Here is a 14,246-nt window from a genome sequence, read left to right on the forward strand (position 1 = left end):
TTGCGATTTAGTCCAATTTACTCACACGCAGATCAAGATTGAGCCAAATCATTTTCTTCACATGCTTAAGATAGTCGCATTTCATCTTGCATACATGAATCAATTACAAAAATGTTTTGTTGACCTTACGCACTCTTTTAAAGCAGGTAAATTCAACAACTTCGCACAATCATTGAATCTTTTCGCGCCAAAATAGGGACAATAACTCAATTCATGCACCAATAAAGCAAAAATTATGCCAATTTAAAAAATGCAATGCTAAATGTTTTAAATATAGAAATATTAAAGTTTCTATAGCATAAGCTCATTTTCTAAAAAACACTTTTCGCACTATATTTGTGCATCTAAATATTTTTATAACTTAATTTGCTCTATTTTAGAACTCTATTTTTAATTAAATGGATCACTAATGTCTTTTTCTGCTGCTTTAGTGCCACTTTGTTTAGCAACAGGGTCAACCGTAGAATGAGATTCTTGTACATCAACCACATTCCCTTGCTCATCACGACGTGTCACCTTGGTCGTTGTAGTCGCTGTTTTCGGGTCAACAGGCACAACCGCAGGTTTCAGTTTAGGTAAAGCCAATACAGCCTCATCCACTCGAGGCAAAGGTGCAGATTTTAAAGTGACGGCATATAATTTGTTATTCGTCGCCATTTCTTCTGCCCCCATATCGTTCACCAATGCGACATAATTTTCGATATCTTGCACTTTAGGTTGAATCGACTTGGGAAATTGCAGTGGTAATTTTTCTAGCGCTTGTTTCGCCTCAGCATTATTCTTATATAAACCGTAAAGCAGCACATATTGTTCAATTTGATTTTCGCCATTCAAGCGAATATAAAAAAAGTTGCTACGATCGGATTGTTTTTTAAGAAAACTGCGAAGAACATCATCTTCAGTCACTCGAAACAGCTCAATCGTGATTGCATTTTTATTGTCATTAATAAATTTACTGCCACGAAATTCTGGTTCATAGCTTGCCGTTGTCACCACACGGGTCGTCATTGCTAAAGGACGCACTTCGTCTTGAAGTGCACCTAAAAGGTTGGTTGCAGCCACTTTTTCAGGTTGAATTTGTAATTCAGACTCAGTTTCAGCAGATTTTTCCACTTCCACCAATGCATCACTATCTGTAATCGCCCAAAAAACCAGTGCCGCAAACAAACACACCATCCCACACACGAGCCAGATATAGTTTCGAATACGTTGCCATTGTGTACGGATGGTTGCCATGCCTTATGCCTTCTCTTGATTCGTTAAAATCGCTTGTTTCATCAATTCCAGATCAAATTCTTTGCTAATCACCGCCTGCCCTAAAGATTTCATTAGGACCAGACGTAATTGTCCATTCAGCACTTTTTTATCATGTGCCATAAAACCAAGGAATTCATCCAGTGGAATCGCTGGGCATTTTACGGGTAAATGAGCACGTTGAATGATTTTTTTTGTACGTTCGACATCATCGAGTGAAATCCAGCCCATGCGCTGCGATAAATCCGCAGCCATGACCATACCGGTTGCAATCGCTTCACCATGTAGCCAAACCCCATAACCTAAATAGGATTCAATGGCATGACCAAAGGTATGACCTAAATTCAGCAAAGCACGCTCACCTTGCTCTTTTTCATCATTGGCGACAATTCGTGCCTTATGCGCACATGAACGATAAACCGCTTCAGCCAGTAATATAGCATCACGCCCAACCAAGCCATCCATATTTGCTTCGAGCCAAGTTAGAAAATCAAGATCACCCAATAAGGCATACTTAATCACTTCTGCCAAACCCGCGGACAGTTCACGATCTGGCAATGTGTTTAATTGCGCCATATCGGCCAACACCACTTGGGGTTGCTGGAATGCACCAATCATATTTTTACCCAAAGGATGATTAATACCTGTTTTCCCGCCAACACTTGAATCGACTTGAGATAAAAGCGTGGTCGGCACTTGGATAAAATAAACACCGCGCTGGAAACATGCAGATGCAAAACCGGCCATATCGCCAATCACACCACCACCGAGTGCTAAGACTGTCGCATCACGATTAAAACCTGCTTCTAATAAAGCATCAAAAATTAAATTTAAATGTTCAATATTTTTATATTTTTCACCATCAGGCAAAACACATGTTGCAACTGTTTTCCCCAAACGCTCAATCGCACTCACATAATGATCTAAATACAAAGGCTTAACTGTTGTATTGGTTACAATCATGACTTGTTTTCCGTGAATATACGGCTCAAGTAAAGATTGTGGGTTTAAATCACTGCCAATAAAAATAGGATATCGACGATCGCCGAGTTCAACATGTAAAGTTTGCATGAAATTTAAACCATTAATTAGACTAAATCTGCTTCTTGAGAAACAATCATATGTAAGATTTTTTGCGCTAAATCACGAGCAGCACCCTGATTTGTTTCAATAATATAATGTGCAATTTCTCGATATAAAGGATCACGAATTGCCAATAAATCACGTAACTTTTGTTCAGGGTTTTCAACTTGCAGTAAAGGACGGTTTTTATCCCGATAGGTACGCTGTAATTGAATTTCGACGGGAGTATAGAGATAAACAACGATTCCGCGTTGTTTTAAAAATTCACGATTCGCCGGTTGAGTGACGACACCACCACCCGTTGCGAGAACCAGTTGTGAGCGGGCAGTCAGTTCATTAATGACCATGGTTTCACGGTTGCGAAATCCATTCTCGCCTTCTTTTTCAAAAATCCAAGGAATGGTTGCACCTGTCTTACGCTCAATCTCATGATCACTGTCAAGAAACTCTCGTCCTAACAGTTCTGCTAAATGTCGACCAACAGTTGTCTTCCCAGCCCCCATTGGCCCTACCAAATAAATATTTGGTAGGGTTTCAAACTCATTGCTTGGCAAGGAGTCACCTATTTATTTTGCTAAATTCAAAATATATTAATGATTTCTTGAAACACTGTCATTAACAATTCGTGGTGTAACAAAAATCAATAGCTCACTCTTTTTATCCGTTTTCGCATCTTTACGGAATAAACGCCCCACATAAGGCAAATCACCAAGGAAAGGCACCTTAGTTTGACTCGTGGAAGTTAACTGTTCGAAGATACCGCCAAGCACAACGGTCTCGCCATTATCCACCAATACATTGGTATTGATCTCATTTTTATTAATTGTATATTGACCTGTCGGCGTAGGCGTACCCACTGAGTCATTTTTAATTTTCAACATCATCTGGATTTTACCATCAGGCGTAATGCTTGGGGTCACATCCAAACTTAAGGTTGCATCGATAAACTCTGTTTTAGAGACTACATTTACACCACTACCCTCAGCAGACTGATAGGGAATTTGTGTGCCTGACGCAACTTGAGCCGGTTGCTTATCTGCTGTGAGAACTTTGGGTGTTGAAATAACTTCACCATAACCATCTGCTTGTAATGCAGAAAGTTCTAAATCTAGCATGAAATCAGACAAACTAATCAAACCAAAGGCAATACTGCTGGCCCCAGGAGTGGTTACGCCTAAATCAACATTGAGATTATCTGGCCGCTGAATGGTATATTTCCCCTCATCATCAGGTGTTTTTAAATCCCATAAGGTCGTATCGCTACCACCAACAAGTAAACTGCTATTACTATTAACACCTTGAGATAAAATACCCCATTTCACGCCCATTTCTTTGGTAAAGTCAGTTGAAGCACGAACAATACGCGCCTCAACCATGACTTGTTTCACTGCAATATCCAGCAAATCAATCATTTTACGAACTTTATCAATATTCAGTGCAGTATCATTGATAATTAACGTATTAGTCCGCATATCAGCAACAGCACTACCGCGTGAACTCAACAAGCTTTCTAGCGCAAGTGAATCTGAATTAGCGGTACGATTTGATGTAGCCCCCTTACCATCACGAGATTCTTCTAATAACTTTAAAATATCTGCGGCTTTTGTATAACTTAATTTAATATATTCTGTTTGAATCGGCGCAAGTTTAATACTTTGCGCGATTGCTTTCGCCTCTTCTTCTTCTGACTTGATTAACTCAGCAACAGGAGCAATCCAAATCACACTTCCATTACGACGTTTATCTAAATTTTTTGTTTTTAGAATAATATCCAGTGCTTGATCCCATGGCACATCTTTTAAACGCAAGGTGATATTTCCTTGCACAGTATCAGCTGCAACCATATTAATTTCAGTAAAGTCTGCCAATAACTGTAGAACTCGACGTACTTCTATATCCTGAAAATCGAGTGAAATCTTTTTACCCGTATAGGTATTTGCAGCTTTTGGTTTCAGTGGACTTTTATCCTCTGGACGTTTCAAACTGATGGTGAGTTTATTATCCGCTTGGTATGCCATGTATTCATAGCTTCCAGCCGTTTGAATGGTCACCACACCATTTCCACCATCATTATGTGCATCAATGGTGGACACTGGTGTTGCAAAGTCATTAACATTTAAGCGACGAGCCAAATGTGTAGGCACTTTATTGCCTAAAGTCCTGACCACCACCTTACTGCCTTGTTGTTGTACATCGACTGGAGTATTCGTCCCCAATAAATCAATAACAATCTGTCCTTCACCTTGACCGCCACGCTGGAAACCAATATTGGAAATTCCTTGTGCCGATTTCTGGGCAGCGACATTTTCAGTAGCAACAGCATTACCAGCTGCATTAATTTTTAAAATAAAAGTATTACCTTCAACACGTGTCGTGAAGGCACCCGCATCCGCTAAATTGACCGTTAAACGCGAACGCTGAGCATCAGAACTGACATCTATAGAGCTGGCTTCTTGCGTTGCAACTGCAATGCTACTTTGTTTTAAATTCTGCTGTGCTTTATCAAAGTCAAGAACCAAGCGTGATGGCTGTTCTAATTGATAGGCTTGAGGTTGCGGTGGCAGACCATTAAACATGACACGAATTTCTGTACCTTGACCTGCAATTTGCATTGGTACAATATTGGTAATACTGACTTGTGCATTCGCAACTTGCATGACTGCAATCGCCACAGCACCCATAGAAAATTGACGGAACAAATGGTTCATTGTATTGCCATCCCCAAATATAAAATCTTTAAAACTGTTATTCATTTTTATTCCTTTAAACTTACGGCGCAGGTCCAATTAAGATAAGACTTCTTGGACGCTCCACATATCCTTCTCGCCCATCTGGAATAATTTCCACGAGATCAATTTGTGTTGGCGTAATTTTCACCACACGACCGTGATTAACACCCATATAACTACCGAGTTGTATACGTTCAATTTCACCATCTGGGGTTTGAATTAATGCCAAAACCTGTCCAGTTTGGCTACGCATACTGCCCTTCATATTTAAGGATTCAATCGCATAACTTTCTAAAGGTTGCGGTTGACGTGACAAATTCGGATAGACCCGTTTTCCAGCCATAATTTGTAATTCAGCAGCCAAAGAGCCCGGTAAAAAAGGACTTTTGAGCTGGTGGGCTGAATAATTAAAAGTTGGCACTGGTGCAAACACGGGTGCCGGCTCAATCGGTAAAGGCGGTTGATTACGAATACTCGCCATTTGCTCATTCACAGCATCAATACGAGAATCACATCCCACCAATAACAATCCCAACATCAGGCTTAAAGTAATTTTTTCTATTTTCATCACTGTGTCCCCCCTGCTGCAGTAGGTGAGCTAGCAGTTGCACTATCCGTCGAATTAGCGGCTCCAGCGGTTGATGAGCTATTGTCCGTATTTCCGATGTAACGGTAGGTCTTGGCTTTAACATTATAAGTAATTTGAGGAATATCGGTTTTTTTCTCTTTATTTTCCGTCGCGGTAATATCAAAATCATGCAACGTTACAATACGCGGAAGCGCGGCAATACCGCTAGCAAAAGAACCAAAGGCATGATAATCACCGGTCGCTTCAATCGAAATCGGTTGTTCAATAAAGAACTCTTGTTTCACTTCATTTTCTAAACGAATATTTTTAAATTTCAGACCTGAATTGACACCACTGACGTTAATATCTTCAACCAATCCTGGAATTTCAGTTTCTTTTGGCAACTGCTCTAATTGCTGATTAAAATTTGCTTCCATTTCCAACAACTGTGCTTGTAACTGTTGCAAATTACGCAGTTTTGAATCCTTTTCGCGAAATTCATTGAGTAAATTTTGCTCTTGCGCACTGGCATTGGAAATATCATCCAACTTACCCTTAATCGATGCGAAATAACCCAGCAAAGCAATCATCATGATAATCAAAATCCAGCAAGTGATTTTGACTGACAATGGCCAGCTTCCATAGTTGTTCATATCTAAGGTATTGAACTGCTGAAGAAACTTATCCAACGTCATCTTCTTTTTAGTTGCAACAGCTTCTTTTTGATTTAATTCATCAAATTCATCGAGACTCATTGTGCTGCCCCCGCTGTTGAATTAGCTGTATTGGGTGGTACTTCTGGTTCTGTTGGCGCTGCAATTTCATCTAAATCAGCAGTCACCACAAATGAACCATAACTCTCTTCAACACGTGGTACCACAGAGCTTGGTGCCTGATCTTTTTTCTCTTCTACAGCTAAGAAAGAGTTCATAAAGGCATTACGATACCAAGGTGATGCTTCTAAATTACGTAAAAATTCCGCAACCGTATTTGGGCTTTCTGCTTTCCCTTCAATGGTAAACTTATCGCCTGTACGGGCAAATTTAGTAATATACAAATTAGTTGGTGTCACGCGTACCATTTCATCAATCAGACGAACAGCAATCGGTCTTTGCCCTTGTAAACCTTGAATGAGCTTCATACGTTCAATAATCGCATCACGCTGCTTTTCCAAGCCTTCTAAAGACTTCAATTGCACATCAAGATTTTGATTGGTACTGGTAATCAGTTGATTGGCTTGTTCTTGGTCTTCAAGTTTATGGTTATAGTAAAACCATGCCAGTGCAACGGCTAAAACCCCGATTAATGCCGCCCCAATACAAATTGCAATAAATTCTTTTTTTCGTTTCTCTCTTAGCTCATCACGCCAAGGGAGTAGGTTAATTCTTGCCATTAATCAAAACTCCTCAATGCCAAACCACATGCCACCATGAGAGAGGAAGCATCGTTCTCTATCTTTTTAATATCAATTTGTGGAGAAAATCCCATTTGTAAAAATGGGTTGGCAATAGTCACACGATAACCAAGTTTTTGTTGTAATAGCTTCGCGAGCCCTGGAATATTGGCATTACCCCCCGCCAATAGAATATGATCAATTTCATTAAATTGTGAAGACGAGAAAAAGAACTGTAATGATCGTGCAGCCTGTTGCACCACTGCATCTAAGTATGGCTCTAAAACCTCAACATCATAATCGTCGGGTAATGAACGACTTTTTTTCGCACGACCAGCCTCTTCAAAAGACAAACCATAACGATTTTGAATTTCTTGAGTCAGTTGTTTGCCGCCAAACACCTGTTCTCGGGTATAGATCACTTTGTTTTTTTGCATGACAGATAAAGTCGTCATGGTATGACCAATATCTAAAATCCCCACGGTATTCACACCCATAGGTAAAGTATCTGAAAACACTTGATAGGCATTTTCTATCGCAAAACTTTCAACATCAGCAATTTTCGCTGTCAAGTTCGCAAGCTCTAGAACTTCAGATCGTGCTTCTATATTTTCCAGACGGGTTGCGACCAATAGCACATTCACTCGATTTGGGTTAGCCAAACGCTCTGGCAAAACTTCGAAATCAAGGCTGGCTTCATCAAGAGGAAAAGGAATATATTGCTCAGCGTCCATACGAATTTGAACTTCTCGTTCATCATCCGTCATATCTGCATCCATCTCAATTGTTTTGGTAATCACCATTGAGGTTGGAATTGCAAAAGCCGCAGCTGTAGATTGAGTATTGGCTAGATTGATTGCTCGCTCCAATGCATCACCCACTGCCTCAGGATTCAATATATTTTTTTCAACCACACTACCTTCTGGTAATGGAACCAGTGCATAGCTTTCAACCCAATATCTATTACCGCTTTTAACAGAAAGTTCCAATAATTTAACAGAAGTAGAACTGATATCTACTCCAATTAACCCCTTATTTGGCTTACGATATAACCTGAGCACAATACAATTCCTATTATTTTTTTATCCCCAATAAAAGTAACCCACTAATCAGTGTTGGTCTATAATTTTATACAGATACAATAACTCATCTAACAATCTGTATTTGTAAAGGCTATACTGACCGCCAATTAGTTTGCCATTAGCTCTTATTAAAACTTACTTGTTATGAAAAAGCTATCTCGTTCAGGCCGTGTTCATCCATTTTTTTTGATCATAATTATAGTTTTGGTCTCAATTCCGATGGGATTCTATGGCATGTATCTCTATATTGCCCCGTCTTTACCCAAAATGACCACCTTAAAAAAGGCGCCGTTGTTAAAACCGTTACAGGTGTATAGTGCTGATAATGAGCTGATTGCAGAATACGGTGGGAAATTATCGGTCCCTGTAGAATATAAACAAATTCCAAAACCCTTTATTTCTGCCTTTCTTGCCGCAGAAGATTCTTCATTTTTTGAACACAGCGGCGTGAGTTTTAAAGGTTTAGGCCGAGCTGTGAGTGAAACCATTACCGGATCGAATGTGCAAACCGGTGGTTCAACCATCACCATGCAGGTCGCAAAAAATTATTATTTAACCCCTGAACGTACATTAAAACGCAAACTGACTGAAATTTTTCTCGCGCGTAAAATTGAACAAAACCTAAGCAAAGAAGAAATTCTCACCCTGTATGTCAATAAAATTTTCTTAGGCAAAAATGCCTACGGCATTGCGGCAGCAGCAAAAATTTATTACAACAAAAGCTTAGATCAGCTCAGTATTGCCCAAATGGCCATGATTTCGGGCCTACCCAAAGCACCATCTAAATACAATCCTGTGGTCAATCCAACGCGTGCTTTAGAACGCCGCAACTGGATTTTAGGACGAATGTTGCAATTAGGTTCAATCAATCAATCACAATATCAAAAAGCGATTGCTGAACCGATTAATTTAGATATGCCTGACCGCGGGATCAATAATAAATTCCCTTATGTCGGGGAAATGGTGCGCTCTGAACTGGTTGAAAAATTTGGTGAACATGCCATCGATTCTGGCTATAAAGTTTACACCACGATCAATAGTCAACGTCAAGCCTATGCAGAGCAAGCCGTACAAGAAGGCTTGGAAGCTTATGATCGTCGTCATGGTTGGCGAGGTGCCGAAGCGCATGACAAACCACTGACCGAGTTTAATGCTTATGCAAATACCTACCCTGCCAAGGTTATTCAAGTCAATAGCAATTCTTTTGAAGCCTTGATGCAAGATGGCTCTACCGTGACCGTGCCATGGTCAGGTATGTCATGGGCTGCCCCATACCGCAATGCCAATAGTGTTGGTCCTGCGCCAAGTAAAGCCGCTCAAATTGTAAAAATAAAAGATATTATTCGCTTACGCCCGAATGACAACAAAACCTCATGGGCACTGGTTCAAGTCCCTAAAGCTCAGGGGCAACTGATTGCCATCAATCCAAATAATGGTGCAATCGAAGCCATTGTCGGTGGCTATAATTTTTATCAATCTAAATTCAATCGTGCATTACAAGGATGGCGCCAACCTGGTTCAACCATCAAACCGTTTGTCTATGCTTTGGCGCTTGAGCGTGGCATGACTCCGTATAGCATGGTCAATGACAGTCCAATTACCATTGGCAAATGGTCGCCTAAAAACTCCGATGGTCGTTATTTAGGCATGATTCCCTTGCGCCGTGCCTTATATCTTTCTCGAAATACAGTTTCTGTCCGTCTGTTGCAAACGGTCGGGATTGAACGTACTCGACAATTATTTATGGATTTTGGTTTGCACGAAAATCAGATTCCTCGTAATTACACCATTGCACTTGGAACACCACAAGTTCTGCCTATTCAAATGGCAACGGGTTATGCAACCTTTGCCAATGGCGGTTATCGCATTCAACCGCATTTTATTGATCGCATTGAAGACGCTTATGGCAAAGTGATTTACCAAAGTAATCCTGAATATGCCTGTATTTCATGTATCAATCAAACAGATGCAGAACAACTTGAGTCGGCAGAAGCTGTCACTCCAGATGATGAAGTGATTGAAATGACCAATCCAACCTTGGCAGTGGAAAAAGAGCTTACTCAACTCCAATTAGATGAGTCAAAAAGTCAGTACCGCCAAGCTCAACGCATTTTAAAATCAAGCTCTGCTTATGATATGGCCAATATTCTGCGTGATGTAATTCAGCATGGTACAGGTCGGGCTGCACTTAAAATTGGTCGTGATGATATTGGCGGTAAAACAGGCACCACCAATGATGCTAAAGATGCTTGGTTTGCTGGCTTTAATGGCAAGCTGGTGACTGTAGCATGGGTTGGATTTGACCAGCCGACCACATTGGGTCGTCGTGAATATGGTGGTGTTGCGGCTTTACCGATCTGGACCAACTTTATGGGGAATGCGTTAAAAGGCACACCAGCAGCATGGGTTCATTTCGATAAAAATGCCAAAGCACCGAGCAATCGCAATCAGCCCGTTACTGTCGCTGAGCAGACCGAAGGTGATCGCTCTTCACCGCCTTTAGCACTGCCATTGTACCGCCCAGCAGTGGTTACACCTAAACGAGCGCCTGAACGTGACTTTGATGATCTGCCTGATGAGGAAGCACTTGTCCCTAATCATGCAGCACCTCCAACGATGCAAAAAGCACCGCCTAAACCCGATGCGCTTGAACACCTGATTGATCAAGTTCAGTAAGACAATAAAAAGCCCTCATTTGATGAGGGCTTTTTATTGAGATCACTTCTTTTTAAAGAGGTAAATTTGGAACTGCCCTGTTAACTTAAATTGCTCACTCTGCTCCAAAGCCTGACGGCGTTCTGGTTTGGCTTTATAGGCGTAGGGTGTCATCGCAATCAGGTTTTTCAAGTCGGCTTGTTGCACAGTAAATGCCGATTCAACAACATACGCTTCAACCAATTCAAAAGCATCTTCCAACTGCTCCACAAACTTATGCGACTCATGCGGATTCACTTCTTCAAACAGTGCTTCACGCATGGCATACAAATGCTCAGTTGCCGGTGCCACCACCATTAAGTAAGCATTCGGTTTGAGTACGCGCAATATTTCTTGCTTTGGAATTGGACTAAAGAGGCTGGTACATAAGTCAATTGAGGCATCCAATACAGGTAAAGTCGCACCTGTACCCACCACCCATGTCACCTTTTTATTCAGCTTTGCTGCTACCTGTACGGCATTTTTTGCAATATCGACCCCGATACATTGCTGCACTTCAGCTTGCATCGCATTGGTGTAATAACCTTCACCGCAACCAATATCCAGTAGGTTATTCATTTTTAATTCAGCAATTTTTGTCACCACCGCGTGTTGTAGTGGTGCATAAAAACCTGCACTTAAAAATGCACGACGCGCTTGCACAGATTCAGCTGTATCACCCGGATTTTTACTGTGCTTATGTTGCACGACATGTAAATTCACATATCCCTGCTTTGCTACATCGTAACTATGCTTATTGACACAGCTCCATGTTTTCTCAGTTAAGTGCAATGCCTCACGACATACCGGACACATGAGCAGATTCATTATTTTCTCCAACAGCGTAAATGTGCAATAAAAAAGAGCCGGCAAATGTGGGAGCAAATGCCGGCTCTTTTTTCAAGGATTTGCTTAACGTAATTTTAAGGTCATTAACCCCAAAACAACCAGCATAATTGTAATAATCCAGAAACGAATCACCACTTGGGTTTCACGCCAGCCTTTTTTCTCATAATGATGATGCAAAGGTGCCATCAAGAAGACACGTTTATTGCGCATCCGCAATGAGCCAATTTGTAAAAATACCGAAATGGCTTCCACCACAAATACGCCGCCCATAATCGCAAAAACGATTTCCTGACGCACCATCACCGCAATCGTCCCCAGCATTGCACCCAATGAAAGTGCGCCGACATCGCCCATAAACACTTGCGCTGGATGTGCGTTATACCAAAGAAATGCTAAGCCAGCACCAATCATCGCGGCACAAATCACCACCAGTTCAGATGAATATTTCACATAAGGTAGATGTAAATAATTGGCAAAACGAACATCACCGGCAAGATAAGCAAACACACCTAAACCTGCTGCAACCAAAACGATGGGCATAATCGCCAAACCATCGAGGCCATCGGTAAGATTCACAGCATTCGATGCGCCATTAATCACCAAATAGGTAAACAGAATAAAACCTATACCCAAAGGAATTACCGACAATGGAATACTGATATTTTTAAAGAAGGGAATCAACAAATCCAACATATTTGCGGTATGTACTGGATTGCTTTGCTCTGTCGCAATCACATACAGCGCAATACCTGCACCTAAGGATGCCACCGAGGTCCAAAAGAATTTTTTCTTGGCAGGCAAGCCAGCATTGTCTTTATAGCGAACTTTAATCCAGTCATCTGCCCAGCCCACAGCACCAAAAATTACCATCACAGCCAGTACAATCCACACATAAGGATTGGATAAATCTGCCCAAAGCAACGTTGAAATACCAATCGAGAGCAGAATGAGAATTCCGCCCATGGTCGGTGTGCCCATTTTTTTAGCATGATTTTCAGGCGCAAATGTACTGACTGCTTGACCGTATTTGAGTGCCTGAAGCCTACGGATCATCACGGGACCCAAAACCAGCCCAATCGTCAGCGCAGTTAAGACACTGAGCAAAGCACGTAATGTTAAATAGCGAACCACCTGAAATGAGCTGTTATAGCCCGCCAGTTGTTCAAATAGCCATAACAGCATTAAAGTTTCTCCATCAAATCAGCCATCAATGTTTCCATGTGGGTATAACGAGAACCTTTAAACAGGAAACTCATGGATTGCGGTTGATGTGTTGCAATTAAATCAATTAAAAAAGGCAATGCCTGTTGCTGTGTCAAAAAGGCCTGCATTTTTTTACCATATTGAGTACTACGCGCACCTTCTTGTGCTGCGGGTGCAAACTCCCCCACGGCCACCACAAAATGAATGCCTTGCGCAACCAGATCACGTCCAAGCATATAATGCTGTTGTGCCGCAGATGCACCTAATTCACCAATATCACCCATCACCAACACTTTTACCCCACCTTGCTGAGCAAGCACTTCAGCTGCCGCACGCATAGACGTTGGGTTAGCATTGTAAGTATCATCAATGAATAGGTATTTATCCTGCTGAATAAAATTCAAACGGCCTTTTGCACCTTGGGCTTGCTCCAGACCTTGCACAATATCATCCAAAGTAATGCCAATCGCCAAAGCAAATGCGGCCGCAGCAGTGGCATTTTGTACATTATGCTCACCCGCAAAAGGTAAATTCACCGTACGCACACCCTGCGGTGTATTTAAGCTAAAAGTCGATGACTGCGGATACAATGCAATCTCTGTCGCAAAAATATCACCGCCTTCACCAAAACTTAAACATTGTTCAGTTTTAACGGACTGGCGAATACAGTCAGCAAAATCATCCGCCGCAGGAAGAATGGATGTCCCTGACGGTGCAATATGTGCATAAATTTCAGATTTAGCGCGGCAGATGCCATCGCGTCCGCCAAATTCACCCAAATGCGCTGTACCAATATTAATAATGCCTGCTACATGCGGTTGAACCAAATTCGAGGTGTAATCAATTTCACCCTGATGACTGGCACCCAATTCCATGACGGCATATTGATGTTCAGTACGCAGCTCTAGCAACATCATCGGCACGCCTAAATCATTATTTAAGTTGCCGCGCGTAATCAAGGTTGGTGCAAGACGGGATAAAATACTGCCCAGCATTTCTTTGGTGGTGGTTTTACCACTACTTCCGGTTAATGCAATTACTTTCAATTGTGTATTTTGCGCACGGCGATAAGCACCCAAATGACCCAATGCCAAACGCGTATCGGCAACCACCAACTGACAAAGATCAGCCTCCACAGGATGACTGACAATGGCGATTTGACAACCATTTTCGGCAACTTGCGCCACGAAATCATGCGCATCGAAACGCTCACCTTGCAGGGCTAGAAAAGCATCGCCAGCTTCTGCATGACGTGAATCCGTCAAAATCCGCTTAATCTCCCCCACAGGGGCTTGATCATTAAACCAATAACCATGTGTCGCTTGAGCCAATAAATCTGCGGTCCAAGGCTCTAAAGGCACGGTACTTGTCGTCGAGGTATGCATAATTCT

The 14,246-nt window shown here is 41.6% G+C and carries 12 protein-coding genes; 1 reads left to right on the forward strand and 11 read right to left on the reverse strand.

Annotated elements, in window-relative coordinates; genetic code table 11:
• Positions 1 to 390: 390 nt before the first annotated feature.
• From F994_RS11245 to F994_RS11280, 8 genes are all read right to left on the reverse strand, one after another.
• Positions 391 to 1,236, reverse strand: coding sequence for a hypothetical protein (locus tag F994_RS11245; protein WP_004650595.1), 846 nt, complete (start codon positions 1,234 to 1,236; stop codon positions 391 to 393).
• 3 nt (positions 1,237 to 1,239) lie between these two features.
• A complete protein-coding gene (gene aroB, locus F994_RS11250; protein ID WP_004650597.1) occupies positions 1,240 to 2,325 on the reverse strand; it encodes a 3-dehydroquinate synthase in 1,086 nt (361 codons plus the stop codon).
• Positions 2,326 to 2,342: 17 nt separating this feature from the next.
• Complete coding sequence (aroK, locus tag F994_RS11255; protein ID WP_004650598.1) at positions 2,343 to 2,891, reverse strand: shikimate kinase AroK; 549 nt, start codon at positions 2,889 to 2,891, stop codon at positions 2,343 to 2,345.
• Between the two features lie 36 nt (positions 2,892 to 2,927).
• The gene (pilQ, locus tag F994_RS11260) at positions 2,928 to 5,045 is read right to left on the reverse strand and encodes a type IV pilus secretin PilQ (RefSeq protein WP_171065345.1); all 2,118 of its coding nucleotides are present in this window, start codon (positions 5,043 to 5,045) and stop codon (positions 2,928 to 2,930) included.
• A gap of 61 nt (positions 5,046 to 5,106) precedes the next feature.
• Entirely contained in the window at positions 5,107 to 5,634 is a 528-nt protein-coding gene (locus F994_RS11265) for a pilus assembly protein PilP (RefSeq protein ID WP_004650600.1), read from the reverse strand.
• Positions 5,634 to 6,389, reverse strand: coding sequence for a type IV pilus inner membrane component PilO (locus tag F994_RS11270; protein ID WP_004650601.1), 756 nt, complete (start codon positions 6,387 to 6,389; stop codon positions 5,634 to 5,636). Before F994_RS11270 ends, F994_RS11265 begins: the two co-directional genes overlap by 1 nt.
• Positions 6,386 to 7,027, reverse strand: a complete 642-nt coding sequence (locus tag F994_RS11275) for a PilN domain-containing protein (protein WP_004650602.1) — start codon at positions 7,025 to 7,027, stop codon at positions 6,386 to 6,388. The genes F994_RS11270 and F994_RS11275 overlap by 4 nt, the downstream gene beginning before the upstream one ends.
• Positions 7,027 to 8,088, reverse strand: coding sequence for a pilus assembly protein PilM (locus F994_RS11280; protein ID WP_004650603.1), 1,062 nt, complete (start codon positions 8,086 to 8,088; stop codon positions 7,027 to 7,029). The genes F994_RS11275 and F994_RS11280 overlap by 1 nt, the downstream gene beginning before the upstream one ends.
• Positions 8,089 to 8,253: 165 nt before the next feature.
• Here F994_RS11280 and ponA point away from each other — a divergent pair, with 165 nt between their 5' ends.
• Complete coding sequence (gene ponA, locus F994_RS11285) at positions 8,254 to 10,785, forward strand: penicillin-binding protein PBP1a (RefSeq protein WP_034697101.1); 2,532 nt, start codon at positions 8,254 to 8,256, stop codon at positions 10,783 to 10,785.
• Between the two features lie 42 nt (positions 10,786 to 10,827).
• On the opposite strand, the gene F994_RS11290 is transcribed toward ponA, so the two are convergent.
• The 3 genes from F994_RS11290 to F994_RS11300 form a co-directional block, all read right to left on the reverse strand.
• Positions 10,828 to 11,631, reverse strand: coding sequence for a putative RNA methyltransferase (locus F994_RS11290; protein WP_004650605.1), 804 nt, complete (start codon positions 11,629 to 11,631; stop codon positions 10,828 to 10,830).
• Between the two features lie 84 nt (positions 11,632 to 11,715).
• The gene (gene mraY, locus F994_RS11295) at positions 11,716 to 12,834 is read right to left on the reverse strand and encodes a phospho-N-acetylmuramoyl-pentapeptide-transferase (protein WP_004650607.1); all 1,119 of its coding nucleotides are present in this window, start codon (positions 12,832 to 12,834) and stop codon (positions 11,716 to 11,718) included.
• A complete protein-coding gene (locus tag F994_RS11300) occupies positions 12,834 to 14,240 on the reverse strand; it encodes a UDP-N-acetylmuramoyl-tripeptide--D-alanyl-D-alanine ligase (protein ID WP_004650608.1) in 1,407 nt (468 codons plus the stop codon). The genes mraY and F994_RS11300 overlap by 1 nt, the downstream gene beginning before the upstream one ends.
• Positions 14,241 to 14,246: the final 6 nt, after the last annotated feature.

The organism is Acinetobacter bohemicus ANC 3994 (assembly GCF_000367925.1).
Taxonomy (GTDB): Bacteria; Pseudomonadota; Gammaproteobacteria; order Pseudomonadales; family Moraxellaceae; genus Acinetobacter; species Acinetobacter bohemicus.